This window comes from Burkholderia sp. AU27893, from assembly GCF_002223205.1.
Classification (GTDB): Bacteria; Pseudomonadota; Gammaproteobacteria; order Burkholderiales; family Burkholderiaceae; genus Burkholderia.
In genome coordinates, this window is sequence record NZ_NKFD01000005.1 from 429,135 (window position 1) to 442,976 (window position 13,842).

The 13,842-nt window shown below is 69.5% G+C and carries 10 protein-coding genes; 7 read left to right on the forward strand and 3 right to left on the reverse strand.

The features are described from left to right. Window positions 1-1,476 (forward strand): alginate export family protein, encoded by a 1,476-nt coding sequence (locus tag CFB47_RS34180; protein ID WP_089464293.1) that lies wholly within the window; start codon window positions 1-3, stop codon window positions 1,474-1,476. 176 nt (window positions 1,477-1,652) lie between these two features. Here the strand turns inward: CFB47_RS34180 and CFB47_RS34185 are convergent, their stop codons facing one another. Continuing rightward, window positions 1,653-1,934, reverse strand: coding sequence for a XapX domain-containing protein (locus tag CFB47_RS34185; protein WP_089444073.1), 282 nt, complete (start codon window positions 1,932-1,934; stop codon window positions 1,653-1,655). A 308-nt stretch (window positions 1,935-2,242) separates the two neighbouring features. Between CFB47_RS34185 and CFB47_RS34190 the strand changes: the two genes are divergently transcribed. The 3 genes from CFB47_RS34190 to CFB47_RS34200 all read left to right on the forward strand — a co-directional run bounded on the left by CFB47_RS34190 (window position 2,243) and on the right by CFB47_RS34200 (window position 5,172). Then, the gene (locus CFB47_RS34190; RefSeq protein ID WP_039362658.1) at window positions 2,243-2,929 is read left to right on the forward strand and encodes a hydrolase; all 687 of its coding nucleotides are present in this window, start codon (window positions 2,243-2,245) and stop codon (window positions 2,927-2,929) included. 166 nt (window positions 2,930-3,095) lie between these two features. Further along, entirely contained in the window at window positions 3,096-3,263 is a 168-nt protein-coding gene (locus CFB47_RS34195; protein ID WP_039362659.1) for a DUF1427 family protein, read from the forward strand. 19 nt (window positions 3,264-3,282) lie between these two features. Beyond that, window positions 3,283-5,172 carry an amidohydrolase gene (locus tag CFB47_RS34200; protein WP_089463867.1) on the forward strand — a complete coding sequence of 630 codons (1,890 nt, stop codon included), beginning with the start codon at window positions 3,283-3,285 and terminating at the stop codon, window positions 5,170-5,172. A gap of 325 nt (window positions 5,173-5,497) precedes the next feature. Here the strand turns inward: CFB47_RS34200 and CFB47_RS34205 are convergent, their stop codons facing one another. Then, window positions 5,498-6,418: a helix-turn-helix domain-containing protein gene (locus CFB47_RS34205; RefSeq protein WP_089463868.1), complete on the reverse strand. Its 921-nt coding sequence runs from the start codon at window positions 6,416-6,418 to the stop codon at window positions 5,498-5,500. 398 nt (window positions 6,419-6,816) lie between these two features. Here CFB47_RS34205 and CFB47_RS34210 point away from each other — a divergent pair, with 398 nt between their 5' ends. From CFB47_RS34210 to CFB47_RS34220, 3 genes are all read left to right on the forward strand, one after another. Continuing rightward, window positions 6,817-9,810, forward strand: a complete 2,994-nt coding sequence (locus CFB47_RS34210; RefSeq protein ID WP_089463869.1) for a winged helix-turn-helix domain-containing protein — start codon at window positions 6,817-6,819, stop codon at window positions 9,808-9,810. 144 nt (window positions 9,811-9,954) lie between these two features. Then, complete coding sequence (locus tag CFB47_RS34215; protein ID WP_256946824.1) at window positions 9,955-11,847, forward strand: amidohydrolase; 1,893 nt, start codon at window positions 9,955-9,957, stop codon at window positions 11,845-11,847. A gap of 93 nt (window positions 11,848-11,940) precedes the next feature. Next, window positions 11,941-12,615, forward strand: coding sequence for an HD domain-containing protein (locus tag CFB47_RS34220; RefSeq protein ID WP_089460054.1), 675 nt, complete (start codon window positions 11,941-11,943; stop codon window positions 12,613-12,615). Between the two features lie 93 nt (window positions 12,616-12,708). Here the strand turns inward: CFB47_RS34220 and CFB47_RS34225 are convergent, their stop codons facing one another. Next, complete coding sequence (locus CFB47_RS34225; RefSeq protein WP_089463871.1) at window positions 12,709-13,821, reverse strand: alkene reductase; 1,113 nt, start codon at window positions 13,819-13,821, stop codon at window positions 12,709-12,711. Between the last annotated feature and the right edge of the window lie 21 nt (window positions 13,822-13,842).

Below are 13,842 nucleotides of genomic sequence, written 5' to 3' on the forward strand. Positions count from 1 at the left end.
ATCAAACCATCGTGGCGCGGCGCGCTGCCGGGCGTCGTGCTGGCCGGCGGCGTCGCGCTGCATGCCGGGACGGCGGCCGGTGCCGATGCGCCGGCCGTCGCAGCCGCAGCGGCCGCCGCCGCTCAGCCGCCGGCGGCCGCGAGCGCCGCCGGGTCGTGCACCGCGAAGCGTCCGACCGTGCTGTTCAACCGCTGGCAGGAGGACTGGTCGGTACTCGCGAACCCGTGCGTGCCGCGCAAGCCGTTCGACGCACTGAAATACGTGCCGCTCGGCGACGACCCGTCGACCTACCTGTCGCTCGGCGCGAACCTGCGCGAGCGTTTCGAGCTGAACAACGCGCCGCTGTTCGGCCTCGGCTCCGCGCACGACGACAACTACGTGATCCAGCGCACGAACGTGCACGCGGACCTGCGCTATCGCGGCCATCTGCAGGCGTTCGTGCAGTTCGTCGATGCGCGGCCGTTCGGCAAGAATACGGTCGGGCCGGTCGACAAGGACCAGCTCGACATCGAGCAGGCGTTCGTCGCGTATGTCGACCAGATCGGCCCCGGCACGTTGAAGACGCGGGTCGGCCGGCAGGAGATGGCGTTCGACTTGCAGCGCTTCGTGTCGGTGCGTGACGGCCCGAACGTGCGGCAGGCGTTCGACGCACTGTGGGCCGATTACGAAATCGGCAAGTGGCGGCTGATCGGTTACGTGACGCGCCCGGTGCAGTATCGCGACGCCGCCGCGTTCGACGACGTGTCGAACCGGCACCTGCGATTCGACGGCGTGCGCGTCGAGCGCAACGGCACGGGGCCCGGCGACCTGTCTGCGTACTGGTCGCGCTACACGCGCGACAACGCGCGCTTTCCGGATGCGTCGGGCACCGAGCGGCGCGACGTATTCGACATGCGCTATGCGGGCAAGGCCGACGGGCTCGACTGGGACGTCGAGGCGATGCTGCAGACGGGCCACGTCGGGCAGGACACGGTGGGCGCGTGGGCGTTCGGCGCGCTGGGCGGCTATACGTTCGCGAAGACGGCCGGCACGCCGCGCATCGGGATCCAGGTCGACGGCGCGTCGGGCGACGCTCACCCGGGCGACCGGCGCGTGGGCACGTTCAACCCGATGTTTCCGAACGGCTATTACTTCACGCTCGCCGGTTACACCGGATACAGCAACCTGATCCACGTGAAGCCATCGCTGACCTTCAAGCCCGCCAGCTCGGTCACGGTGCTCACCGCCGTCGGCTTCCAGTGGCGGCAGACGACGGCCGATGCGATCTACGGGCAGGGCATGTCGGCGGTGCCGGGGACGGCAGGCAAGGGCGGTGCGTGGACGGGGATGTACGCGCAGGCTCGCGTGGACTGGCTCGTTAATGCGAACACGGCCCTGGCCGTCGAGGCGGTGCACTTCCAGCTCGCCGATTCGATTCGCGCGCTGGGCGCGCGTAATGCCGACTATGTCGGCGTGGAAGCGAAGTTCGGTTGGTGACGCGGCGCGCGCCGCCGCTTCTGTCAGGGCAGCGCGCGCATGACCGAACGACGCCACGCACGGGCAGGTCGGCAACGGCCTGCGCGCACACGCCGTTCACGCAGGCCATTGACGAACATCTCGAAACACACGCGAGCGCCTCGACCGTCCTGGTCGCATGCGCTCGAGTTTTCCGATCACAGCGGTGTCGATTCGCGACGCTTCGCGGCCGCGTCGGTTGCTTGGGCGCCTGGCAGCGCACCGAACATGTGCTGGCTGCACTTCGCGTCGCGCCATGCGGTTCCCAGCCGGATTCCGCTGAACACGCGTCGCGCCAGCGGAAGAATCTGTTCGCCGGCCAGAATGCCAAGCAGGCCCACCAGGGCGACGGCAGGCGGCGCCGGCGATTGCACGCCGATCAGCGCGTAAACGATGCCGGCGAGGAGGCCGGCGAACAGCGAAGCAGTGTACGGTTTCATAAGCATGGAATGGTGTGACGGCAGTTGGAAATATGGACAACTACCGATCTGGAATCGATCCGACAGTCCTTGGGTCAGCCTATCAGTTCTGCCTGTTCGTTGTGGGTCCATTCAATGAAATTCAGATCTTTTCAGCCTGGATTCATGAAGGCCGCGAGCATCAGAACAATTAACTGGTGTGGTCGCTCATTAGCCTATTGAATGACGCAGGCCGGCTGCCGAGTTTTCCGCTCCAGCGTATTCGACGCGTCGCGGATTCGTCGGCCCGGCGAGCCTTATTTCTCCCTGCGTCAAAGGACATCACCGCCATGAGCAACCCGAAGCTTGAAGTACTTACCCCGCACAACAGCCAGCTGATCTTCATCGACCAGCAGCCGCAGATGGCATTCGGCGTGCAGTCGATCGATCGCCAGACGCTGAAGAACAACGTCGTCGGGCTCGCGAAGGCTGCGAAGGTCTTCAACATCCCGACCACGATCACGACGGTCGAAAGCGAGAGCTTCTCCGGTCACACGTATCCGGAGCTGCTCGACGTGTTCCCGAACCAGAAGACGCTGGAACGCACGTCGATGAATTCGTGGGACGACCAGAAAGTGCGCGACGCGCTGGCCGCGAACGGCCGCAAGAAGGTGATCGTGTCCGGTCTGTGGACCGAAGTCTGCAACACGACCTTCGCGCTGTGCGCGATGCTCGAAGGCGACTACGAAATCTACATGGTCGCCGACGCGTCGGGCGGCACCACGCAGGCCGCGCACGACTTCGCGATGCAGCGCATGGTGCAGGCGGGCGTCGTGCCCGTCACGTGGCAGCAGGTGCTGCTCGAGTGGCAGCGCGACTGGGCGCACCGCGAGACGTACGACGCCGTGATGGCGATCGCGAAGGAGCATTCGGGCGCGTACGGGATGGGCGTCGACTACGCGTACACGATGGTCCACAAGGCCGCGCCGCGTACCGCGACGCCGCACGAGTCGATCGCGCCCGTTCCGGCGAAGTAAGCGCGGATGGCCTGCGATCGCTGATGCCGGTGCGGCGGGTTCGACGCGAACGCGCCGCATCGGCGCCCTTGCGCGGGCGGCGGACGTGACCGAAACACGCATGCCGCCCGCAGCAGGCTGATCGGAACACGGCCGCCGCATTCGAATTTTCCGGGAGATTGATCGCATGGAACCTTATCTGGTTTCCCTTGGTGCGGGCCTGCTGATCGGCGTGATTTACAGCGCCATCAAGGTTCGCTCTCCCGCACCGCCGCTGATTGCGCTGGTCGGGTTGCTCGGCATGCTGATTGGCGTGCAAGCGTTGCCCACCGTGAAACAGCTGCTTGGCTTCTGATCAACAAGAGGTGATGCATATGACCGCAACCGTGACCCAGCCGGATCTGATCCTGCACAACGGCAGATTCACGACGCTCGATCGCGCGAACCCCGTCGCGACGGCGGTCGCGATTGCCGCCGGTCGCTTCGTCGCCGTCGGCAGCGACGCGGACGTGATGCCGCTCGCGGGCCGCGCGACGAAGGTGGTCGATCTCGGCGGCCGTGGCGTACTGCCGGGTCTGATCGACAACCACTGCCACGTGATTCGCGGCGGGCTGAACTACAACATGGAACTGCGTTGGGACGGCGTGCCGTCGCTCGCGGTCGCGATGGACATGCTCAAGCGCCAGGTGGCCGTGACGCCCGCGCCGCAGTGGGTCCGCGTGGTGGGTGGCTTCACCGAGCATCAGTTCGTGGAGAAACGGCTGCCGACGATCGACGAACTCAATGCCGCCGCGCCGGACACCCCGGTTTTCATCCTGCACCTGTACGATCGCGCGCTGCTGAACGCGGCCGCGCTGCGGGTGGTCGGCTACACGAAGGACACGCCGGAGCCGCCGGGCGGGACCATCGTTCGCGATGCCGCCGGCAACCCGACCGGCCTGCTGCTTGCGAACCCGAACGCGACGATCCTCTACGCGACGCTCGCGAGGGGCCCGAAGCTGCCGTTCGAGTATCAGTACAATTCGACGCGCCATTTCATGCGCGAGCTGAACCGGCTCGGTGTGACGGGCGTGATCGACGCGGGCGGCGGCTCGCAGAATTATCCCGACGACTACGAGGTGATCCGCAAGCTGCACGATTCGGGCGAGATGACGATCCGGATCGCCTACAACCTGTTCACGCAGAAGCCGAACGCGGAGAAGGAAGACTTCGTGAACTGGACGAAGAGCGTCAAGTACCACGACGGCACCGACTATTTCCGCAACAACGGCGCCGGCGAGATGCTGGCGTTTTCCGCGGCCGACTTCGAGGACTTCCGGGTAGCGCGCCCGGACCTGCCCGACCAGATGGAGGACGATCTCGAAGGCGTCGTGCGCGTGCTCGCGGAAAACCGTTGGCCGTGGCGCATGCACGCGACCTATGACGAGACCATCAGCCGCGCGCTCGACGTGTTCGAAAAGGTGAACCAGGACATCCCGCTCGACGGGCTGAACTGGTTCTTCGATCATGCGGAAACCATCACCGAGAAATCGATGGACCGGATCGCCGCGCTCGGCGGCGGCATCGCGGTGCAGCACCGGATGGCGTACCAGGGCGAATACTTCGTCGAGCGCTACGGCGCGCAAGCCGCGGAGGCCACGCCGCCTGTGGCGAAGATGCTCGGCAAGGGGCTCAAGGTCTCGGCCGGCACCGACGCGACCCGCGTCGCGTCGTACAACCCGTGGGTGTCGCTCGCGTGGCTCGTCACCGGCAAGACGGTCGGCGGCCTGCGGATGTACCCGCAGCGCAACCTGCTCGATCGGGAAACGGCACTGCGCATGTGGACCGAGTACGTGACGTGGTTCTCGAACGAAGAAGGCAAGAAAGGGCGCATCGCGGTGGGGCAGCTGGCCGACCTGGTGGTCCCGGATCGCGATTTCTTCGGGTGTGCCGAGGACGACATCGCAGGCACGACGGCGTTGCTGACGGTCGTGGACGGAAAGATCGTGTGGGGCGCGGGGCCGTTCGCGTCGCACGACGCACCGATCCCGCCCGCGATGCCCGACTGGTCGCCCGTGCGCGAGTTCGGCGGCTATGGCGGCTGGGGCGCGACGCAGCGCGCCGGCGCGCCGCTGCAACGGGCGGCCGCCGCTGCGATGTGCGGTTGCGCGAACGCGTGCAACGTTCACCAGCACGCGCACGCGAGTGCATGGGCGAGTGCGCTACCGACGTCCGACGCAAAGGGCTTCTGGGGCGCGTTCGGGTGCTCCTGCTGGGCGGTCTGACATCGCGACGCGGACCCATTGCGACTCCCCGACGTGGGCCCGCGCGCTTCATCGCCCTTGACGCTTTTTCCGAGCGCCTGGGGGCGGGGCGGCGGCCTCGTCCTCGTCACTTGTGCTCAACCATGGACGAGACCCGGCTGGCAGTCGTCCCGCCGTTCGGTGACGGTACGACGACCGGGATAAAGCGATGAGCCCGCTCCCTCCACAGAAAAGGTGGAGGGAGCGGGCTGACGCCGCAATCTGTCGGATCAGACGGATGGCGGCATGAACCTCGATTGAACAATCGGCCGGGCGGTCGGCGCGCGACCGCGACCACGCAGACGCTTCAGCGCGAGCGTGCGCGCCGCCACGCGCCGGGCGGATGGCCGACGATCCGCGCGAATACGCGGTTCAGATGGCTCTGGTCCGCGAAGCCGCACGCGATCGCGATGTCGGCGAGCGTCATGTCGGACGTCTCGATCAGTTCGCGCGCACGCGTCACGCGCTGTTCGAGCAGCCACTGGTGCGGCGTGCGGCCGGTGGTGCGCGAGAACGCGCGAATGAAGTAACCGCGCGACAGGTCGCATTCGTTCGCCACTTCCTCGATCGATACGCCGAGATCCGCCTTTTCCAGCAACAGTTCCTGTGCGCGCGCCAGTTTCGCCGGCGACAGGCTGCCCTTGTGGTCGAGTTCGCGCGTGCTCGCGTTGCCGTAACGGCGCACGAGGTGCGTGCCGATCGCGAGCCCCACCTGCTCGATGAACAGCGCGTTCAGCGGGCCGGGCGCGTCGAGGCTGTCGGCCACCGCGTGCGCGAGATGGCCGAGCACCGGATCGCGCACGTCGGGGCGACACGTGAGGCCGCCGATTGCCTGCCCGCCGTGCTCCGGGCCGACGCGCTCGAGATACGCATGCGGCAGCTCGACCAGCACGAAGTCGAAGTTGCCGTACAGGTCCGCATGGAAGTGGCGCGAGAAATCGCGAATGTAGATCGAGTGATGCTGAAACCGGCGCTCGCTTGCGCCGGCGCGCCCGTAGAGCGTGCGGCGATGGCCGCCGGCCAGCGACACGCCGACCAGGAAGCCGCGGTCGCACGCAGGCATGTCGATGTGTTCCACGTGCGCTTCGCGCATGCATTTGCGGTGAAGCCGCAGGCCGCCGGTGGCGGTCTCGACATCCTTCGCCAGCAAGCTGGCCACGCAGCCGAGCGTGTCCTTCGGCGGTGGTGGCGGGGATACCGCCGGCGCTGCGGTAACGGAGTCTGACATGGAATTCCCGGGCAAGTGACTCGGCGCGCGAAATGGCGAGTCCAGTTTAGCGACGCATGTGAACATTCAAAATGAATTTGCACAAACGTCCGCTCGTGAATCTGACGAATTGCTTTCAATGGTGGCGCGCAGCCGCCGCATCGCCCGTCACGACAGGCGTGCGAGCGGCCCGGCAGAGTATCGCGCCCTACTTTTACATGCAAGCGAATGCGCCGGTCGCGTGATCCGGCCGCCGCCCACAGCGCATTTTCCTTCAAGATTTTCGTCGCGCGCCCGTCTACACTCAGCCCGGAATTCAACAGTGTCCGGCCGGCGCCACGGTGCGCCGGGGCCGGACATCCTGCCGGGTGGACTGCCGCGTTCGCCGGGCGGTCATCCTGAGGGACCCGGAGGCGGCCATGATCCAGATCGGAACGTTGTCGGTGGATTTCGAGCAGCGCGACATTCGCCGTCAGGGCGCGTCGTTGCGCATCGGTGCACGCGCGCTCGACATTCTCGAAGTGCTGCACCGCGCGAGCGGGGCGGTCGTGTCGAAAGACGACATCATGGACGCGGTCTGGCCCGGGCTGATCGTCGAGGAAAACCGCCTTCAGGTGCATGTGGCGACGCTGCGCAAGGCGCTCGGCACGAGCCGCGATCTGATCAAGACGGTGCCCGGGCGCGGCTACCTGCTGGTCGCGTGCGCGTCGCCCGGCCCGGAACGCGTGCCCGCGGCAGACACGCCGGCCGCTATCCCGGCCGCCGCACCGACCGATGCCCACGCGGCGTCGCTGCCCGCGCCGCTCGTCGGACGTGACGCCGAAATCGCGCAGATCGTCGAGATGCTCGAACGCACGCCGGTCGTCACGCTCGTCGGCGCGGGCGGGATCGGCAAGACGAGCCTCGCCGTACGCGTGGCCCACGCGGTGCGCAGCCGCTCGCGCGAGCGCGTGCTGTTCGTGGAGCTGGCGCGCGCGGGGACGCGCGCCGACATGCTGCTCGCCGTCGCGGCCGAGCTCGGCCTGGACACGCAGCGCGTGCCCGCCATCGAGGACATCGGCGCCGCATTCGCTGCGTCGCGCTACCTGCTCGTGTTCGACAATGCCGAGCACATCGTCGATCTCGTCGCGAGCCTCGTCGAAACGCTGACGTCGTGCGCCGGCTCGCTGCGCGTACTCGTGACGAGCCGCGAGCCGCTGCATATCTCGGCCGAAGCGGTGCTGCGCATGAGCCCGCTCGCGGTGCCCGGCGACGACGCGCGCCCCGACGAGATCATTCGTTGTTCCGCCGTCGAGCTGTTCCTGGAACGGGTTCGCACCGCCGCGCCGGATTGTCCGGTCGACGAAGCCGGCATGCGGCTGATCGCCGATATCTGCCGGCGGCTCGACGGGCTGCCGCTCGCGATCGAGCTGGCCGCGGCGCGCGTCGCGACGCTCGGGCTCGCGGTGGTCGCGTCGCGGCTGGACGACCGGCTGAACCTGCTGACCGGCGGGTTGCGCTCGGCGCTGCCGCGTCATCAGACACTGCGGGCGACGTTCGACTGGAGCTACGTGCTGCTCGACCCGGCCGCGCGTGCGCTGTTCCGCCGGATGGGATGCTTCATCGGGCCGTTTTCGTTCGATGCCGCCCACGCGGTCGCCGCCGAGCCTGGCACATCGGCCGCGGACATGATCGCGGTGCTCGGCGAACTGGTCGCGAAGTCGCTGGTGACCGTCGAATTCCACGGCGCATCGGCGCGGTACCGGCTGACCGAATCGACGCGCGCGTATGCGCTGGAAAAACTGCACAACGAGGGCGAGTTCGAGCGCATCGCGGCGCGTCACGCACGGTACGCGCGCGAGCAAGGGCATGAACACGGGCACGAGCACGAGCACGAACATGCGGCGGTGAGCATGGACGCCGCGCGACCCGACGAGGCGCCGGCCGGCGGGCTGACTGAAGCGTTGACCGACGCACCGACCGACACACTGACCGACGCACGCGTCATGGCCTTCGACGAAACGCGTGCGCCGGTCGTGGCCGTGCCCGAGGCCGAAGCGGACCGCCTGGCGCGCGCGCTGCTGGAGCCGGCGCGGATGCACGAATGCGCGGCGCGGGCGCGCCAGGTGCTCGACGCATTCGACACGGCCGCGGCCGACCCGGTCGATGCCGCGCGTGAGATGCGGTTGCGCGCGGCCTGCGCGTCGGCGCTGCTGCATACGGACGGCGACGCCATGGCCGCGGCCGCGATGTGGGACCGCACGCTCGGTCTTGCCGCCCATGTCGGCGACGCGACGTTCGATGCGCGCGCGCTGGTCGGGCTGTGGAATACGATGCTGACGCTGTCGGACATTCACGAATCGCTGCGTTACGCGACCCGCTTCGAGCGCGCGGCCGAGCGGCGCGGCGACCGCTCGCAGCGGCTCCTGGCCAACGCGATGGTCGCAACGTCGCTGCACTACTTCGGCGAGCACGCGCAGGCGCGCGAGCGGCTCGAAGCGGCGACGGCCGAACTCGGCGAGGTGGGCGAGCCGCCGTGCGCGCAGGCAGCGCTCGGCGTCGACATGACGACGCTCGCGCGTACGATGCTCACGCGGCTCGTGTGGATGCAGGGCGACCCCGACCATGCGATGCGCATCGCCGCGCAAGCGGTCGAGTGCGCGCGCCGCGGCCCGTCCGCGCTCGCGCTGTGCGTGGTGCTGGGCGCGGCCGCCGTGCCGATCGCCCTGCGCTACGGCGACCACGACATCGCGTCCGACTATCTCGCGACGCTGCGCGCGACCGCGAGCGCGCACGGCTTCGACATCTGGCGCAATCACGCGGAATGCCTGACCGGCCAGTTCGACATCCAGGCCGGTCATCCCGGCGCGGGCCTCGCGCGGCTCGAACCTGCACTGCGGCGTGTCGAGGCGACCGGGTTCCGGCGGCTGCTCGCCCCGTTGAACGTCGCGTATGCGGAGGGTCTCGTGCGCGTCGGCCGCGCAAGCGAGGCGCGCACGCGGCTCGAGGCGACGCTCGCGCGCTGCCGCGCGCACGGCGAGCATCTGTTCGTACCGGAACTGCTGCGCGTGACGGGCGTCGCAATGCTCGAACAGGCACGGATCGCCGCCCCCGATGTCGCGCTCGCGTACGAGGCCGACGGCCATCGTCATCTGCAGATGGCGATCCAGACCGCGAACGGGCAGGGCGCCGCGATGTGGGCGCTGCGCGGCGCGCTGGATCTCGCCGACCACCTGATCGAGCGCGGGCGCACCGCGCACGCGTCGACACTGGTTGCCGGCGTCGCGCGGCACTTCGATCCGCATTCGCGCGCCCATGATGTGCGGCGCTTGTTGCGCGTGCAGAATTTCGTCCGCCAGGACGCGCCGCCGCCGCCGCCGTCCCGCACGCCTGCGCGCCACGACGCCGCCGACGCGGCGCAGCAGGCCGCATAGCGATGCGCGCGTTCCAGGCAACCGCGCGACTGCGCGATCGCGACATGCATGCCGATGCGGGCGATGCAGCGGGTTTCCGTCGTTCGACGATGCGACGCACGCGCGCTGCGGCACGGCGTGCGCGTCCGCACGGGAGGTCCGACGGTGCTTAGAGCGACGGAACCCGCCCGCGCGGCGGACCTCGTCGTCTTCAACGGCAAGATTGCGACCCAGGACGAGCAGCGCTCGTTCGTCAGCGCGCTTGCGGTAAAGGACGGGCGCATCGTCGCGACCGGCGACGATCGCGACGTGCTGCGTCATGCGCACGGTGACACGGCCTGCCTCGACCTGAACGGCCGCACGGTGATCCCCGGCCTCGTCGACGCGCACCTGCAGGCCATCCGCGGCGGCACGCACTTCAACCTCGAGCTGCGCTGGGACGGCGTGCCGACGCTCGCCGCCGCGCTCGAGCTGCTGCATCGGCAGGCCGTGCGCACGCCCGCGCCGCACTGGGTGCGCGTGGGCGGCGGCTGGACCGCGCTGCAGTTCGCGGAAAAGCGCGGCCCGACGGTGGCCGAGCTCAATGCGATCGCACTCGATACGCCGGTGTTCGTCCAGCATCTCGGCGACAGCGCGTGGCTGAACGCGGCCGCGCTGCGCGCGATCGGCTACGGGCGCGACACGCCCGATCCGCCGGGCGGCGAATTGCGGCGCGACCGTCATGGGCGGCCGACCGGGCTGCTGCTCGCGCGCTCCGATCCGGCCGTGCTGGCCGCGGCGCTCGCGCGCGCGCCGGTGCTCGGCGCGGCCGACCGGATCAACTCCACGCGGCAGTTCATGCGCGCGCTGAACCGCGTCGGCGTGACGAGTGTGATCGACGCCGGCGGCGACGGCCTGGCGTATCCGGACGATTACGCGGCGGTCATCGCGCTGGCACGCCGCGGCGAACTGACGACGCGCATCGCGTACGCGCTGGGCGCACGGCACGCCGGCCGGGAAATCGACGACTTCGCGCAGTGGATCGCGCTGACCTCGCCCGGCGACGGCGATGCGTTCCTGCGCGCGAACGGCGCGGGCGAGCGGCTGCTGTTTTCGGCGGTCGACCTGGGGAATTTTCTCGACCCGCGCACCGAACTGCCCGCGTCGGTCGAAGCGGAACTGACCGCCGTCGTCCGGCTGCTGGTCCGCCACCGCTGGCCGTTCCGGCTGCAGGCGACCTACGACGAGTCGATCGGCCGCTTCCTCGACGTGTTCGAGGCGGTGAACCGCGATACGCCGTTCGCCGGGTTGCGCTGGTGTTTCGACCGGTGCGAGACGATGTCGGATGCGAACATCGCGCGCGTGGCGGCGCTGGGCGGCGGCGTGACCGTGCAGCCGCGCATGGCGTTCCAGGGCGAGGCGTTCATCGCGCGCGACGGTGCAGCCGCGGCGACGCGCGCGCCGCCGATCCGCGCGATGCTCGCGGCCGGGCTGCCGGTCGGGGCAGGCTCCGGCGCGCTGGATGCGGGGAGCTACAACCCGTTCGTCGCGCTGTACTGGATGGTGTCGGGGCGCAGCGTCGGCGGCACCGTGCTGTATCCCGCGCGCAACCGGCTCGGCCGGATGGAGGCGCTGCGCCGCTACACGGTCGGCAGCGCATGGTTTTCCGCCGACGAGCATCGCAAGGGGGCGCTGGTGCCCGGCCGTTACGCGGACTTCGCGGTGCTCAGCGACGACTATTTCACGATCGACATGGCGCGCATCCCGCAGTTGTCGTCGGTGCTGACCGTCGTCGACGGCAAGGTCGTGCACGCGGAACGGGAATTTGCGTCGCTCGCGCCGCCGCCGCCGCCCGTCAGCCCCGGATGGTCGCCGGTCGCCGACGGCGCGCCTGCAGACGGTGCGAACGGGCACGGCAGCCCGCGCGCATCGGCGGCGGGCGACGCGTGCATGAACCCCGGCACCGATGCGTGCCGGGCGCGCGGCCCCGGGCGCCGCTTCGCGCGGCCGCGCTATCCGACGGCCAGCGCGGCCGGCGGCCGCTGCGAGGCGTGCGGCCGCCGCTGCGCCGTGTGCTAGCCGGCACGCACCGGCGCGCGTGCCGCCGCGACCGCGGCGCGGCATTGCCTTGAACGATTTTTCGTCCCGTGCACGGGACAGGAAGGAGACACGATGAACGTTGCGCACACGCGCGCACCGTCGACCGCCGACGAAGTGGCCGGCGTCAGCATTCCGCGCACGACGCTTGCGGTCGAGGCGGCCGACGCGGCGCGCGCATCGTTGCCTGCCGCGCTCGCCGATCATGCCGCGCGCGTGTTCGTGTTCGCGTCGCTCGCCGCGCGGCGCGCGGGCGAAGGGTGCGATCCCGATGCGCTGTACGTCGCCGCGATGTACGCGAACATGGGGCTGAGCCCTGCATACTGCCGCTCGCCCGAACGTTACGAGCTCGACGGCGCCGATGCCGCGCACGCGCTGCTGGTGCGGCATCGACGCTCCCGCAGCATGCGCGACGACGTATGGCACGCGATCGCGCTGCATACGACGCCCGGTGTGGCCGCGCGTGCGTCGCCGCTCGCCCGCGCGCTGGCCCGCGCCGTGTCGACCGATTTGATGGCAACCGATTTCGACAGCTACACCAACGACGAGCGCACCGCGCTGCTCGCCGCGTACCCACGCGGCAGCGGATTTCGCGAAACCTTCCTTGCCGCGGTCGCACGCGGCGTCGAGCATCGGCCGCAGTCGACGTTCGGCACGTGGAGCGCCGACGTGCTCGAACGCGCGGACCCGGATTTCCAGCGGCCGAATTTTTGCGGGCGCGTGCTGGGGGCGCGCTGGAACGACGCGTGACGGCGCCGTTGCACCGCGCGGGAATCGGCCGAGCGGGCCTGGTGTCGCACGGGGGTGCGTGACGACCCGTGCCGTGCGCGGGGCATTCGTCGGTTACGCGGGCGATTCGGCCGCGTCGTGCCGCGCATAGTCGACGTAGCCCGCGCGGTCGCCGCCGTACCAGCCGACGTTTTTCGGCTCCGCGAGCGGGGCGCGTGCGGCGAGGCGCTCGACGAGATCGGGGTTCGCGATATAGGCGCGCGCGAACGCGACGAGATCGGCGTCGCCTGCGTCGATCAGCGCGTTCGCCGCGTCCGGTGTAATACCGCCGTTGACGATCAGCGTGCCGCCGAATGACCGGCGCGCGTGCTCGACGATACGCGGCAGGTCGGGCTCGCCGCTCCAGCCGTTGGTGTCGGCCGCGTGCAGATAGGCGACACCCGCGTCGTCGAGCATCCGGCCGACGTACGCGAGCGTCGCATCCGGATCGGCATCGCGCACGTTGTTGTACTTCGCGTACGGCGAGATCCGCACGCCGACGCGGCCGAGCGGCATCACGCCGCCGACCGCGTCGACGATTTCCGCGAGAAAGCGTGCGCGGTTCGCAACCGAGCCGCCGTAGCGATCGTCGCGGCGGTTCAGCGTCGACGACAGGAACTGGTGCGGCAGGTAGCCGTTGGCCGCATGGATCTCGACGCCGTCGAAGCCGGCGGCCATCGCGCGCGTGGCCGCTTGCCGGAATTCATCGACGGCCGCGACGACTTCGTCGGTCGTCATCGCGCGCGACGGCGTCGCGTGAATCTTCGTGTAATAGCCGTTCTGCAACTGCGCCCATACCTGCAGCTGTTCGAGGTCGTCGTTCACGCCGGACGGCGACAGCGGCGCGGCGCCGCCGAGCAGCGTCAGCGAACTGACCCGGCCGCCGTGCCACAGTTGCGCGAAGATGCGCCCGCCGCGCGCATGCACGGCATCGGTGACGATCTTCCAGCCGGCGGCTTGTGCATCGTCGACGAGCCCCGGAGTCAGCTCGAACGCGGCGGACGCGCGGCTGACGTTGGTCGCCTCGGTCACGATCAGGCCGGCCGACGCGCGCTGCGCGTAGTACTCGGCCATCAGTTCGGTGGGCAGCCCGCGCGACGGCGCGCGCCAGCGCGTCATCGGTCCCATCACGACGCGGTTCGGCAGCGCGAGGCCGCGCAGATCGTAGGCACTGAGCAGGGAAGACATGATGGACTCCTTTTCTTCGGC